Genomic DNA, 13,090 nt, shown 5'->3' with positions numbered 1-13,090 from the left:
AGCCTCCCGATCTCGGGGGGTGAGGAGGTGTCGCTCGACGCCATCGCCCGTCGTAGCGAGGGGACAGCTCACCTCGCGTGCTAGCTTTCGATCCGGCCGAGCAGTGCTCCGAGTCCGGCGGAGAGGACGTGTGCGTCGGCAAGGGCAAGCCACCAGCATTCCCAGCGCTCCGCGCCGCCTCCGGTTGCGGGATCTCTCTCACCCGCAATCCACCGCTCGGGAGCCTCTTCGTCGAGCTCGAGCTGAAAGAACGACCTTCGGGCGATCTCGTCCCGGTACGGGGCCATGTCGTATTCGGAGCTGCCGAGCTCACGAACCACTCGTGTGCGCAGGCCGGTCTCTTCGAGAGTCTCGCGGACGGCCGCGTCGGCCGCGTTCTCGCCCGCCTTGACCGTGCCCGCCGGCACCTGAACTCCCGTCACCGTCGACGGGCGGTCCAGGTGGGTGAAAACGAGAAGCCGCTGCCGGTCCACCACGTAGCAGACGACCTTGTCAGTCCTCACGCGCGCCATCACCCGAACCTATCCATCGTTCGCGAGTAGATCCGGCTACGGGCGATACTGATCAGGTCTCTGCTGAGGAACATCCGGCGGCGTTGTCGTCTGAGCATTCATCTGTTCCGCCGGCTTCAACACGGCGAAGAAGACCGTGATCGCTCGAAGGAGAACGCGACCAACGACGGCCATCCATCGCTTTGCCGTTGAGCGGTAGTGCGTCACGTATTCAGCATCACCTGCGCGAGCGCGCTTGTCCATCCGCTCAGTGCACGGTCGGATGTGGACCGTTTGCGAGGTCTTTCGGACAGCTCGACGTTGAGCGCACATGTTCTGTGTAGATGAAGGGTGAGCCGTGGACGATACGAAGATGGAAGAGCTGCTGTACGCCTCTTCTCCGCCGACAGTTGTGCCGCCAGAGCTGTCGTCCTTGAACGACGAGATCCTCGCCAGAGCCGCCCGCCGGCGGACGGGGCGGCGTCGGTGGTTGGCGGGAGTGGTGGCCGGTTTGCTGGTGGTTGCCGGCGGTTCCGTTGCAGTGGCCGGTGACGGCCGTCTGACGCCGTGGGGCTGGGTTGCCGACAACATCTTCGCCTTCGCGCAGCCGGATGGATCGCTGTGCTTTCAGGGCATGCGGATCGATTTCCGCGGGCTCGACCAGGACGCACCCATCGTGACGGATGCCCAGGAGATCTTGCGAGGTATCGATGTGTCGTCGCTGGACACCACGCAGATGGAGAAGGGCTTGGTGTGGGAAGCGACCGAGTCCAAGCACAACCCGAACCCGATCACTCAAGCGGAACTCAAGCAGAGCGCGATCGGAACGATGGTTGCTGAGATCCTCTTCGATGAACTCGCTGCACGAGGATATGACCTGAACCCGAGCCCGATCAGCATGGCCGCCCAGACGACGGAATGCGGCGCGTGAGGCCATCAGGGAGGGACGCGCACTTCGAGCGATGCATCGAGGCGAACGGCCCCGACATCCTCCGATACCTGCAACGACGAGCCACTGACCAGGGCGACGCCGCGGACACCTACGGCGAAACTCTCCTCACTGCGTGGCGAGCGCGTGGCCGCATGCCGCGGGAAGAAGCAGCCAGTCGCATGTGGCTGTTCGTGGTCGCGCGCAACACTCTCTTGAACAGCCGTCGTGGGGACCGCCGCCGGTCTGCCGCTGTGACGCGTCTGAGCGAACGCATCGCCATTCAAGCTAGCGACGCGGAGACGGATACCGCTGTGGAGCTTCGCCTGGCGATCAGTAGGCTTCCAGCCGAGCTGAGCGAGATCATCCGCCTCACCTACTGGGACGGATTCAGCTCGGCAGAGGTTGCCCAGATCCTGGGTTTGAACGCTTCCACGGTGCGAACCAGGCTCTCACAAGCTCGCGCGCAGCTTCGAACGGAGCTGGCCCTGTGGGACGATCCCATCGCCACAGACTGAGCGCCTACCTGACAGCGCCGAAACAGCAGAGTCCGACCCGATCGCGTCGGACTGAAGGCACTCTATGACGCGCTCCCGGGTCCGAAGACGTTCATGCTGTTCACCGACGTCGAGGGCGCGGGCGTGCACTGGGAGACGCTCAATTGCTCGCTCGCGACCCGTCGCACTTTCGACTGGCTCGACGAGCCGGCTTCGAGACGGCGAAGAAGATCGTTGTCGTTCAGGCGAACAGCTCGTCGAACGCGTCCGTGCGGACGCGGGGTATCCCGACGGCGCGCTTGATCGGAGGCTCGGGGTTGACGGCGGCGGTGCTGACCGACTCCATGAGAGCGCGGGCGGGCTCGGTCAGGAACCTGCTCGGCTTGGCGGCGACATGTCTCGCCAGGAAGGCGGTGGGGTGGGTGGGCAGTTGTGAGGGCACATACACGTCGAGGGCGTCGCGTGCGCGGGTGAGCGCGACGTAGAAGAGGCGCTCCTCCTCGGCGAGGCCGGCAGGCGAGGTGAGTGCCATGTCCGAGGGCATCGCGCCATCGTTCACGCGTAGGAGATGCACCGTGTCCCATTCCAGGCCCTTTGCAGAGTGAATCGTGGACAGTGTCAGCCAGTCCTCGTCGAGATGTGGCTGCTTCGCCCAGTCACTGGTGACGTTCACCGGGTCGATCGCCTGCTCGCTCACGAACGTGCGGAGATCGCTTTGCCCGGCGGCGGCCTGTGCGATGCCGTCGACGTCGGTCACGCGACGCTGCCAATCCGGGTAATGCGCGCGCAGCAGCGGATCCACCGCGCCGCGGCATGCCTCAACCAGCTCCGGTACGGCGGTCGTGGAGTTGACGGCGCCCAGCAGCCCCAGGGTCGCCGCGAGCCCGGTGCGCGCCTTCGCCGGTGCCGCCGCGACCGCGTCGGCCGTGCGATCGACGCCCCCGTCCGCGATGATCCTTGCGAGTCCGCGGGCACTCGCCTTGCCGATCGCGCGGTGGCGGGTGAGCAGGCGGTACCAGGACACCTCATCTGCCGGATTGAGCACCACTCGGAAGCTCGCCAGCAAATCGCGCACATGAGACGTCTCGAGGTAGCCGATCCCACCGAACTTGTGGAACGGGATGCCCCGCACCTTGAGTTCGACTTCGAGCTGCGCGCTGTGGGATCCGGTGCGCATCAGCACGGCCTGCGAACGCAGCGGCGTGCCATCGACATGCGCGGCGAGGATGCGGTCCGCGATCGTGCGGGCCTCGTCGTCGGCATTGCGGCAGGTGACCAGCGTCGGCCAAGCCCCCGGCTGAGGACGGTCTGCGATGAGCCGCAGCCGCAGTTCACCCGGGCGCACCTGGTTCGCGAGGTCGAGGATCTTCTGCGTGGAACGGAAGTTGCGCTCGAGCCGCACGAGCGTGGCGTCGGGGTACGCCTCGATGAGCTCGAGCAGGTGCCCGGCGCTGGCCCCCCGGAACGCGTAGATCGCCTGTGCGTCGTCGCCGACGACGGTGAGCCCGCGACCCTCGGGGCTGAGCCCGCGCACGATGTCGACCTGAAGCTGGTTGACATCTTGGTACTCGTCGACGAGCACCCAGTCCCAGCGCGCCCGCAGCCGCGCTCCGATATCGGGATCAGCGACAAGCGCCCGCCAGGCGATGAGCAGATCATCCAGGTCGAGCAGGCCGCGCTCGCGCTTGCGGTCGCGGTAGTGGCGCAACAAGGCGGCGACCTGGTCGGCCTGCTCGAGCGCCCAGGGAAACTGCTCTTCGATGACGGTGCGTGCCGGGGTCGCGGTGTTGATCGCGCGGGAGGCGATGTCCGCGATGGTGCGTGTCGTGGGCAGCCGCACCTCGGTCCCGTCCAGGCCATGCTCCGCGCGCAGCAGGTCGATAAGGTCGATGACATCGTCGGGATCGATGACCGTCACGTCCTCCAGCCCAAGATGCTGCGCGTGCTCGGCGACGATGCGGTGCGCGACGGCATGGAACGTGCCGCCGGCGATGCGCTGCGCAGCCTGCGCGTCGCCGCACATCACCGCAGCGCGAGAGAGCATCGCGGATGCCGCGCGCCGGGTGAACGTCAGCAGCAGGATCCGTTCCGGCGCGACCCCCGCCTCGAGCAACCGCGCGACACGCGCGGTGAGCACGCGCGTCTTCCCAGTGCCGGCCCCCGCCGCGACCACAAGCGGCCCGTCGTCGTGCTCGACGGCCTCAAGCTGCGCCGGATCCAGCCCGGCGAGCGCATCAGAAGTTGTCACGGAGGGGACGGTAACCAGATCCCCCGACATCCAGCCGTCATGGCGACTTTGCGGAGATGGGAGAGCGGGTCCGTGTGATCGCGTCCGAGCGGTATGCGAACCCGCAGCACCTGATGGCACGAATTACGGGCAACTACAAGCGGGGGAACGAGCGGCCGAATCCTCGTCAGCGGTAAAGCATCAGCCACGCGCTAAGGAGGGCGCGGGCACGCTACGCGTTGTCGGTGATCACGCCCGTCTGCGCACCTATCCAAGCCAGCCCGCAGGGCATACAGTCGGCCCGTGTGACCCCCTGATCACTGAGCAGCTTTGGAGGCCCGCGTGCAACTCTTCGACGATCCCATCCTGAACGAGTACGCGAGCGTCCTTTTGGGCCTCGCACCCTATGGCGGCGCCGACATCGGCGAGGTCGAGGTGATGATCAGCAAGGTGACGGACGGTGACGACGACTCCTTCTTCGAGGCCTGCTCGGCCGGCGCTCGCGCGCGCATCGAAGAGGGCGACGCGGCCGCCGCGGCGGGCCACACCGAGACCGCGTACGACTGCTACATGCGCGCGTCGCTCTGGCTCGGCATCTCCTACCATCCTCTGTACGGCACGCCCGTCGACCCCCGGCTCGTGGATGCGTTCCACCTCCAGATGGAGACGTTCGAGAAGGCGCTACGGCTCGGCGTCGTGCGCGCCGAGCCCGTCGACATCCCCTACGGGGACACGAAGCTCCCGGCGTGGTTCCTCCGCGCACCCGGCCACGAAGAGGAACGTCGCCCTGTTGTCCTGGTCGGCGGTGGCTGGGACTCGACCATGACCGAGAATCACTTCGGGTTCGGCATCGCCGCCCTCGCACGCGGCTACCACGTGCTGCTGCACGACGGTCCAGGCCAGGGCAGGCTGCTCATCGACGAGGGACTCACCCTGAGGCACGACTGGGATGCGGTGGTCACTCCGGTGGTGGACGCGGCGCTGCGCATCGACGTCGTCGACCCTGAACGGATCGTCTATTGGGCGTGGAGCCTCGGCGGCTACTTCGCGCCGCAGGTCGCCGCGCACGAGCACCGCCTCGCCGCGATCGTCGCCGACCCCGGTCAGATGGACGTCGGCGTCAAGGTCACAGCACCGCTGGCAAGGCTCGGACTGGACGCCGACGCGATGGCGCGGCTGCCCGAGATGTCCGACGAGGACGAGCACAAGATCATGGCGTTCTTCTCCGGGAACCGCGCGATGCACTGGAAGATCATCCAGCGCGGCCTATGGACCAACGGCGGTGGCGACCTCTCCGGGTTTCTTGCCGAGATGATGAAGTGGAAGCTTGAGCCGTCGGAGATCGCCTCGATCACCTGCCCGGTGCTCGTTGCGGCGGCGGAGTCCGACCCGATCGCGTCGGACTCGAAGGCGCTCTACGACGCGCTCCCGGGGCCGAAGACCTTCATGCTGTTCACCGATGCCGAGGGCGCGGGAATGCACTGTGAGACACTCAATCGCTCGCTCGCGAACCGTCGCATCCTCGATTGGCTCGACGACACGCTCTGAACATCGATATCCCCGCCGGCGGTCAAACCTCGCTGTTCAACAGGATGGGACTCTCGGGGCAGGTTGTAGCGGTCGATGAGACCGGCGGTGCCGAGTCGGCGAGCGAGGTCAGCGCTGCCGTGGATGAAGATTGACCCGCCGTCGCTCTCTTTCAGTGCGCGGACGTCATCGGTCGAACGGAGGATCGATTGCTCCCCCCAACCCGCTGCGAGGCTGTCCTCGCGGAGCGTCGTGGAAACGACATACTTGGGACGATCCCGGTATGCGACATGGTCTTCGGATGCGGGCCAGACGCGTGAGAAGGCGTCATCGCTGCGGCGTCCGAACATCAGAGCCGTCGTCTCCTCCAGTTCTTCGCTCTTGAGCGAGTATGCCTCCGGCGAGAAGAGGGTTCGAAGACCCACCCTCCGTTCGGGTGTCCTTCGGCGGTGCCGCTGGGGAGTCGACAGTGCCGTCGACAGTGATGAAGCCGGTGTAGACGAGTTCGCGGGCCATGAGCTTGCCCCCTACCTCAGTGGGGCGGCACTGGTGGCCGTTCCTACGATGACGTCAAACGAGCCGGACTGCGATCGACGTGGACGGAAGAATCGGTACTCTGGGCCATCGCTGCTGCGGGTACGCCGGATGCGGCGGTGATAGCGACCCGAGGGCGCACACTCAGCTGATCGCGCGGGCAAACGGAAGCGGCACGACCGCCGCGCATGCGGCTTTCTTGTGATCAGTGAGCCGCAAGTCGACCCGCGGATCGGCGGGCGTCGGTCGTCGCTCTTAGTCCTTCGATACAGGGGTCGCGATCCTTGGTCGTATGCCCGCCCATACTTGCTCGAGCGCGCCTCGCAGGTCGGTTTGGTCGACACCTGCCATGTACTGCAGCACGATGCCATCGAGTGCTGCGAAGGTGGCCCGCGCGATCGCGTCTGCGTCTCCCTCGACGTCATAGTGCCGAAGGCTCTCCATCACCACCTCGTGATAGCGGGTGTAGAGCCGGATCACTGGCGCCCGATACAGCTCATTCCTGCGTGCCTCCAGGATCATCTCGTACTGGAATGCCTGCAGCTCGGGGCGGACCGAGATCGCTTCCAAGAGGGTGTCCGCGAACTCCTTCTCGGATGCGAGCTCGAGGAGGTCGGTGGTTTCGATCGACCGCTCCACCGCCCACTCGAGCGCCGCGGCGAGGAGCGCCTCCCGAGTGCCGAAGTGATGCGCGATCAGCGAGTTGTTGACACCCGCGCGCTCGGCGATGGCTCGGAAAGTAAGGCCGCGCAAGCCCTTCTCCGCGACGACGTCGACAGTCGCAGAGATCAGCAGGTCTCGGCCCTCGCCGTATGCCACACGCGCCACGCCCTCATGGTACTCACCCAATTTGCCCCTTGTGCGAAGAACTAAGCATTTGCTTAAATCTTCTCAGCGCACCGCAGCGCCACCCTGCCGAGGAGGACGACCGATGTCTGAACAGTTCACGATCGCCGGCTCAATCGACCGCGCCGCCGCCGAGCCTTTCGAGGTCGGCGTCGTCCAGTGGGTGCGCCGCCCAGGTGAGGGTGGTCGGGAGGCGTTGTCTGCCGGGTACTGGTTCGTGTCCCCCGATGAGACGCCGGGCCCGATGCTTGTCGTCGGTCACGCCGACGAGACCGTTCACATCGTCGAGGGTCGGGTACGAATCGAGCCGAAGGGCGGCGAGCCGATCGAGCTCACCGCCGGCGGCTCTGCGTCGCTGAACAAGGGAGTCCCGGCGACTTGGACCGTGCTTGAGCCGACCGTTGAGTTTTTCGTCTACTCCTGAGCGAGCGCACAGATCACTATGGACAACACCTCCGACGTCATCGTCATCGGCGCCGGCTTCGCCGGCCTCACCGCCGCCCGCGAGCTCGCGCACGCCGGCAAGCGCGTGACGGTCCTCGAGGCCCGCGACCGCATCGGCGGGCGCACCTGGCTCGACGAGCGGATGGGGCTGAACCTCGAACTCGGGGGCACCTGGGTGCACTGGACACAGCCGCACGTCTGGGCCGAGCTGCGACGCTACGGTATCGGCCTGGCGCCGAGCCCGGTGCCGCAAAACGCCTACTGGTGGAACGGCGCGCGCGCCATCGCCGGCAGCCCCGACGAACTCCTCAAGCTCCTTGACCGCCCTAACGAGCTCCTCGCGGCTCGTTCCCGAGAGGTCTTTCCGCAACCCTTTGCCCCGCTCGAATCGGCGCTGTTGGCCGACTTCGACGACGTTTCGCTTCTCGACGAAATCGACCTCCTTCCGATCTCCGCAGAGCAGCGCGCGCTGCTCGAATCGTTCTGGACGCTCAACTTCAACGGCCGGATCGAGGATGCCGCGTTCACGCAGGCGCTCCGGTGGGTCGCCCTCACCAACGGCGACTGGAAGGTGATGTTCGAGGCCTGCGCGACCTACAAGATCGCCGGCGGAACCAAGGCCCTCGCGCAGGCCATCCAGGCCGACACGACCGCAGAATTCCGGCTCGGCACTGACGTCCGCAGCATCAGCCAGGATGACCGGGGGGCTGTACTCGCCACCGCCGACGGCGTCCAGTACAAGGCAGACGACGTGGTGCTCGCCGTACCCATCCAGACCCTTCGACGCATCGCGTTCACCCCCGCACTGCCCCTCGCTGTGGAGACCGCAGCCGAACAGGGACAACTCGGTCTGGGCACGAAGGTGTGGTTCACCATCGAGGGCGAGCACCCCGCGTTCGTAGCGCTCGGCGGAGCAGACTGGCCGCTCAACTTCTTCCAATCCGAGTACATCGCGAACAACAAGACGTTCGTGATCGGCTTCGGCCCGGACTCCCACGCCATCGACGCCGAAGACACCGCAGCCATCCAGCAGCTGCTCAACCGGCTCGTCCCGGACGCGACGGTCGTCGAGAGCGTCGGCCACAACTGGGTCGACGACGAATACGCCCGTGAGACCTGGCCGATGCACCGCATCGGCTTCTTGACCGACTCACTCCCGGCCCTTCAGCAGCCGCACGGTCGGATCCGCATTGCAGGGTCCGACATCGCCGACGGCTGGGGCGGCTTCATCGACGGCGCGATCGACAGCGGCCTGAAAGCCGCTCGCGCCATCCTCACGACCGCGCAACCCGTCGCTGTCTAACCCCACCACCGCACGAGATCAAGGACGATCCTCATGTCGCTCAAGCAATCCAGCCCTGTCCCCGTCGCTACCGCCACCGCATCCACAGACCTGCGCAAGGGTGCGGTCGGTGTGCTGGGCATCCTCTTCTTCGTCCTCTCGGCACAAGCCCCGCTCACCGGCATCGCCGGCGCGCTGCCGCTCACGATCCTGCTCGGCAATGGGGCGGGTGCGCCTGGCGCCTATCTGCTTATCGGCGTCATCATCGTGGTCTTCGCCATCGGGTTCATCGCGATGAGCCGACGCATCGACGGCAAGGGGGCCTTCTACGCCTACGTCGGCGCGGGTCTGGGAGAACGGACCGGCACCGGGTCGGCGTGGCTCGCGCTGCTCGCGTACAGCACCGTTCAGGCGGCCATGTATGGCCTCTATGGCGCAAGTGTCAGCGGCCTGCTCGCCACGCTCGGGGTGAGCATCCCGTGGTGGGTACCGGTCATCATCACGATCGCCATCATCCAGCTGCTCGGCTCGCTCAACATTAAACTCGGCGCGAAGGTCCTCGCGGTGCTGGTCGGGCTAGAAGTTGCCATCCTCCTGGTTTTCGCGCTCGGCGCCCTGTTCACCGGCGGCGGCGGGCCGGAGGGCAGCATCGACTTCGCCGCAAGCTTCTCCCCCAGCGCCATCATGGCCGGCGCTCCCGGCGTGGCGCTGATGTTCGCCGTCGCCTCGATGTTCGGCTTCGAGTCCACCGCGATCTACTCCGGTGAGGCAAAGGACCCCAAGCGCACCGTCCCCCGCGCCACCTATCTCTCTGTCGGTGTGATCGCGATCTTCTTCTCATTCGTATCGTGGATGTTCATCTCCTACTATGGCGCCGAAAACGCCATCGCCGCGGCGGAGAGCGCCGTCATGTCGGGCGACTCGACCCAGTTCGTGTTCCAGGCGCTCGACGGCGTCATCGGAAGCTGGTCCGGAGTGGTTGCGAACATCCTTCTCGTCACCTCGCTGTTCGCCGGCATCCTGGCGTTCCACAATGGGATCAACCGCTATGTGCATGCGCTCGGCAGCCAGAAGTCGCTGCCGAAGCGGCTCTCGCACACCAACCGGCACCAGGCCCCGCACGCCGCCGCTTGGGTGCAGTCCATCACGGCCGTGCTCCTCACCGCACCGTTCGCGATCCTGAATCTCGACCCGATCCTGACCCTGTTCTCGTGGTTCAGCGGTCTGGCGGTCGCCTCGCTCGTGACGCTGTATGTGCTCTGCTCGATCGCCGTCGTCGTCTACGCTCTACGGACCCACGCTACCGAACCGTGGCAGACCCGCGTCGCACCCACGATCGCAGCACTGCTTCTCATCGGCGTGCTGGTCCTGGTTGTCACCAACTTCACCTCACTGATCGGCGGGGACGTCATCACCGCCGCCACCCTCCTGGCCTTCGTACCCATCGCCTTCTCAGTCGGCGTCATCACCGAACGTCGGCCGGACCAATTCGTCGCCGCCGATTAGCCGACGTGTGATCGGCTACGAAGGCGCTTCGTAGGCCGCGCACTACAGGCTGAGTTCGGGTGTTTGCCGGAGCCCCTCATCGCACCGGTGGTAAATCGGGGCGAAGGAACTCGCCAAGGTTCGACGCATTCCTTCCCGACCGTCACTCAAACAGATCCGTCCCTTCTACCGTCTCCAGATGAACATGGTCCTCTCGCGTGATCGGCGCTACGTCCCCTGATTCCACCGGGTGCGCGACGACAGTCGGCTTGACCCGCGACGGCTGGGGACGATGCAGCAGACAGAATCATTGGCGTTTGCCGGTCGTGTAGCGGGCGTCCAACTGAGCCGCTCGGCTTCGATGCTCGGGATGTGCAAGCACAGCCTGCGCCGGCACGCGCGGAAGCCCCGCGATCCCTGAATCCAGGGACCGCGGGGCTTTCGACCGTGTCGTGAAGGCTCACGCTCAGCTGATCTTCTTGCGGTAGATCGCCATCGCACCGATGTAGGCGACGATCAGGATGCCGACGCACCAGGCGAGGGCGACCCAGATGTCGGTGCCGACCGGCTCTCCGGCGAAGATGCTGCGCAGCGAGTTGACGATCGACGTGACCGGCTGGTTCTCGGCGAACCAGGCGACCGGCGCCGGCATCGTGTCGGTGGGCACGAACGCCGAGCTGATGAACGGCAGGAAGATGAGCGGGTACGAGAACGCGCTCGCGCCGTCCACCGTCTTGGCCGACAACCCCGCGATCACGGCGATCCACGTCAGAGCGAGGGTGAACAGGATCAGGATGCCGGCCACCGCGAGCCAATCCAGCACACTCGAGCCGGTGCGGAATCCCATGAGCAGCCCGACTCCCACCACGATCGCGAGCGAGACGACGTTCGCGACCAGCGAGGTGAGCACGTGCGCCCACAGCACAGCGGACCGTGCGATCGGCATGGACTGGAAGCGCTCGAAGATCCCGCCCTGCATGTCGAGGAAGAGACGGTATGCGGTGTACGCGATCCCCGACGCGATCGTGATGAGCAGGATGCCGGGCAGCATGTAGTCGATGTACGACCCCTGACCGGTGTCGATCGCCCCGCCGAACACGTACGTGAACAGCAGCATCAGGGCGACCGGGGTCACCGCGGTGGTGATGATCGTGTCGGGACTGCGCAGGATGTGCGTCAGCGAGCGCCCGGTCAGGACGGCGGTGTCGCCGGCGAAATGGGTGGTGGTGCTCATGATCGCTCCTTACTGGGGTTGGTGGGGGTGGCCGGCGCCGAAACGGTGGCGCCGGACCCGGTGGTGCGGTTGCCGACGACCGCGAAGAAGATCTCCTCGAGGGTCGGCTGCTTCTCGACGTACTCGACGGTGGCCGGCGGCAGCAGCTGCTTGAGCTCGCCCAGCGTGCCGTTGACGATGATGCGGCCTTCGTGGAGGATCGCGATGCGGTCGGCGAGCTGCTCGGCCTCGTCGAGGTACTGCGTGGTCAGCAGCACCGTCGTCCCGCCGCGGGCGAGCTCTTTGACAGCGCCCCACACCTCGAGGCGCGCCTCGGGGTCAAGGCCGGTCGTCGGCTCGTCGAGGAAGATCACCGGCGGGTTGCCGATGAGGCTCATCGCGATGTCGAGCCGGCGGCGCATGCCGCCTGAGTACGTGGATGCCTTGCGGCCACCCGCGTCGGTCAGCGAGAAGCGCGCGAGCAGGTCGTCGGCCACGGCACCGGGGTTCTTCAGGTGGCGGAGCTTCGCGACCAGGACGAGGTTCTCACGTCCGGTCAGCACTTCGTCGACGGCGGCGAACTGGCCGGTCAGGCTGATCGACTCCCGCACGTCGCCGGGCTGTGTGGCGACGTCGAAGCCGTGGACGACCGCGGTTCCGGCATCCGCCTTCAACAGCGTCGCCAGGATCCTGATCGCTGTGGTCTTGCCGGCGCCGTTCGAGCCGAGCAGGGCGAAGATGCTGCCCCGCGCGACCTCGAAGTCCACACCCCGCAGGACGTGGAGGTCCTTGTACGACTTCTCCAGGCCCTTGACCTGGATCGCTGTCTCGATGGTCATTTCTGCTCTCCCTTCTCTGCGTCCTTGACGGCCTTGTTCAGGCGCGAACGCTCCTTGTCGATCCACTGGGTGGCGTCGTAGGCGGCGGCGAACGTCTCGGCGAATTCGACGGGGTCGTCGCCGACGATGTCGCGAACCGGGGTGCCGTCGGCCGCGGCGCGCTCCCACAGGTCGGCGAAGTCGCCGAGCAGCGTCATCATGACGTCGCCCTCGGTGGGAAATCCCGAGTACATGAGGTAGCGCTCGGTCGCCTTCGCGACGGCGCGGTACGGCTCGGGCAGCGCGTTCATCCGCGCCTTGTACTGCTTGTACTGCTTCTTCTGCTCGAGGGATCCGGTCAGGAACTCGATCCATTTGGCGGCCATGTCAGTCCTCTTCCTGTGCTGTCTGTTCGTTGTCTGCGGTCTGCTCGTTGTGAAGCTGGTCGATGCGTGCTGCGAGAAAGGTCCAGGTTCCCCAGAACTCCTCGAGCTGTGCCCGCCCCTGCGCGTTGAGCGAGTACACCTTGCGCGGCGGCCCCTTCTCTGAAGGGACCTTCTCGACGTCCACGAGACCCCTCTGCTCGATCCGCACGAGGAGCGCGTAGACGGTGCCCTCGACGATGTCGGCGAAGCCCTGATCGCGCAGTCGCGCCGTGATCTCGTAGCCGTACGCGGGGCGTCCGGCCAGGATCGCGAGCACGATGCCCTCGAGAGTGCCCTTCAGCATCTCCGTCATCTGATTGCCCATGTGTCTCACCTCCGATCTACTCTGTGTTGCTGACTACCACTAGACGGT

General features: G+C 66.1%; 13 protein-coding genes and 1 pseudogene. 6 read left to right on the top strand and 8 right to left on the bottom strand.

The features are described from left to right. Window positions 1-80 precede the first annotated feature (80 nt). Window positions 81-512 (bottom strand): NUDIX domain-containing protein, encoded by a 432-nt coding sequence (locus K0817_RS03010; RefSeq protein WP_219979877.1) that lies wholly within the window; start codon window positions 510-512, stop codon window positions 81-83. A gap of 337 nt (window positions 513-849) precedes the next feature. Here K0817_RS03010 and K0817_RS03005 point away from each other — a divergent pair, with 337 nt between their 5' ends. Continuing rightward, window positions 850-1,422 (top strand): hypothetical protein, encoded by a 573-nt coding sequence (locus K0817_RS03005; RefSeq protein ID WP_219979876.1) that lies wholly within the window; start codon window positions 850-852, stop codon window positions 1,420-1,422. Further along, on the top strand, window positions 1,410-1,937 hold the full coding sequence (locus tag K0817_RS03000; protein WP_219979875.1) for an RNA polymerase sigma factor: 528 nt from the start codon (window positions 1,410-1,412) through the stop codon (window positions 1,935-1,937). Before K0817_RS03005 ends, K0817_RS03000 begins: the two co-directional genes overlap by 13 nt. A 220-nt stretch (window positions 1,938-2,157) precedes the next feature. Here the strand turns inward: K0817_RS03000 and K0817_RS02995 are convergent, their stop codons facing one another. Further along, entirely contained in the window at window positions 2,158-4,164 is a 2,007-nt protein-coding gene (locus K0817_RS02995) for an ATP-dependent helicase (RefSeq protein WP_219979874.1), read from the bottom strand. Window positions 4,165-4,485: 321 nt separating this feature from the next. Between K0817_RS02995 and K0817_RS18675 the strand changes: the two genes are divergently transcribed. Further along, the gene (locus K0817_RS18675; RefSeq protein ID WP_253735141.1) at window positions 4,486-5,691 is read left to right on the top strand and encodes an alpha/beta fold hydrolase; all 1,206 of its coding nucleotides are present in this window, start codon (window positions 4,486-4,488) and stop codon (window positions 5,689-5,691) included. Between the two features lie 119 nt (window positions 5,692-5,810). Here the strand turns inward: K0817_RS18675 and K0817_RS18670 are convergent. After that, window positions 5,811-6,020: pseudogene (locus K0817_RS18670) on the bottom strand (deaminase); the annotation flags it as partial. A 439-nt stretch (window positions 6,021-6,459) separates the two neighbouring features. Further along, window positions 6,460-7,032 (bottom strand): TetR family transcriptional regulator, encoded by a 573-nt coding sequence (locus K0817_RS02980; protein WP_253735140.1) that lies wholly within the window; start codon window positions 7,030-7,032, stop codon window positions 6,460-6,462. Between the two features lie 103 nt (window positions 7,033-7,135). Here K0817_RS02980 and K0817_RS02975 point away from each other — a divergent pair, with 103 nt between their 5' ends. The 3 genes from K0817_RS02975 to K0817_RS02965 are packed head-to-tail and all read left to right on the top strand — an operon-like array spanning window position 7,136 to window position 10,282. Then, window positions 7,136-7,474 carry a cupin domain-containing protein gene (locus K0817_RS02975; RefSeq protein ID WP_219979872.1) on the top strand — a complete coding sequence of 113 codons (339 nt, stop codon included), beginning with the start codon at window positions 7,136-7,138 and terminating at the stop codon, window positions 7,472-7,474. Window positions 7,475-7,492: 18 nt separating this feature from the next. Then, entirely contained in the window at window positions 7,493-8,797 is a 1,305-nt protein-coding gene (locus tag K0817_RS02970; RefSeq protein WP_219979871.1) for an NAD(P)/FAD-dependent oxidoreductase, read from the top strand. A gap of 33 nt (window positions 8,798-8,830) precedes the next feature. After that, window positions 8,831-10,282 carry an APC family permease gene (locus tag K0817_RS02965; RefSeq protein ID WP_219979870.1) on the top strand — a complete coding sequence of 484 codons (1,452 nt, stop codon included), beginning with the start codon at window positions 8,831-8,833 and terminating at the stop codon, window positions 10,280-10,282. Between the two features lie 445 nt (window positions 10,283-10,727). On the opposite strand, the gene K0817_RS02960 is transcribed toward K0817_RS02965, so the two are convergent. From K0817_RS02960 to K0817_RS02945, 4 genes are read right to left on the bottom strand one after another with little or no spacing between them, the layout of a single operon-like run. Then, window positions 10,728-11,495, bottom strand: coding sequence for an ABC transporter permease (locus K0817_RS02960; RefSeq protein WP_219979869.1), 768 nt, complete (start codon window positions 11,493-11,495; stop codon window positions 10,728-10,730). Then, entirely contained in the window at window positions 11,492-12,313 is an 822-nt protein-coding gene (locus tag K0817_RS02955; RefSeq protein WP_219979868.1) for an ABC transporter ATP-binding protein, read from the bottom strand. Before K0817_RS02955 ends, K0817_RS02960 begins: the two co-directional genes overlap by 4 nt. Beyond that, window positions 12,310-12,678 carry a DUF1048 domain-containing protein gene (locus K0817_RS02950; RefSeq protein WP_219979867.1) on the bottom strand — a complete coding sequence of 123 codons (369 nt, stop codon included), beginning with the start codon at window positions 12,676-12,678 and terminating at the stop codon, window positions 12,310-12,312. Before K0817_RS02950 ends, K0817_RS02955 begins: the two co-directional genes overlap by 4 nt. A gap of 1 nt (window position 12,679) precedes the next feature. Continuing rightward, window positions 12,680-13,042, bottom strand: a complete 363-nt coding sequence (locus tag K0817_RS02945; RefSeq protein WP_219979866.1) for a PadR family transcriptional regulator — start codon at window positions 13,040-13,042, stop codon at window positions 12,680-12,682. Between the last annotated feature and the right edge of the window lie 48 nt (window positions 13,043-13,090).

It is taken from the genome of Microbacterium sp. HD4P20, from assembly GCF_019449275.2.
Lineage (GTDB): Bacteria > Actinomycetota > Actinomycetes > Actinomycetales > Microbacteriaceae > Microbacterium.
Note: the sequence above shows the minus strand (reverse complement) of the source record. Positions and strands in the feature narration are given on the sequence as shown.

Coding starts and splice junctions, on each gene's coding strand:
- K0817_RS02970 (WP_219979871.1), top strand. CDS start 7,493: ATGGACAACACCTCCGACGTCATCGTCATCGGCGCCGGCTTCGCCGGC.
- K0817_RS02965 (WP_219979870.1), top strand. CDS start 8,831: ATGTCGCTCAAGCAATCCAGCCCTGTCCCCGTCGCTACCGCCACCGCA.
- K0817_RS03010 (WP_219979877.1), bottom strand. CDS start 512: ATGGCGCGCGTGAGGACTGACAAGGTCGTCTGCTACGTGGTGGACCGG.
- K0817_RS02960 (WP_219979869.1), bottom strand. CDS start 11,495: ATGAGCACCACCACCCATTTCGCCGGCGACACCGCCGTCCTGACCGGG.
- K0817_RS02975 (WP_219979872.1), top strand. CDS start 7,136: ATGTCTGAACAGTTCACGATCGCCGGCTCAATCGACCGCGCCGCCGCC.
- K0817_RS02950 (WP_219979867.1), bottom strand. CDS start 12,678: ATGGCCGCCAAATGGATCGAGTTCCTGACCGGATCCCTCGAGCAGAAG.
- K0817_RS02945 (WP_219979866.1), bottom strand. CDS start 13,042: ATGGGCAATCAGATGACGGAGATGCTGAAGGGCACTCTCGAGGGCATC.
- K0817_RS03000 (WP_219979875.1), top strand. CDS start 1,410: ATGCGGCGCGTGAGGCCATCAGGGAGGGACGCGCACTTCGAGCGATGC.
- K0817_RS02955 (WP_219979868.1), bottom strand. CDS start 12,313: ATGACCATCGAGACAGCGATCCAGGTCAAGGGCCTGGAGAAGTCGTAC.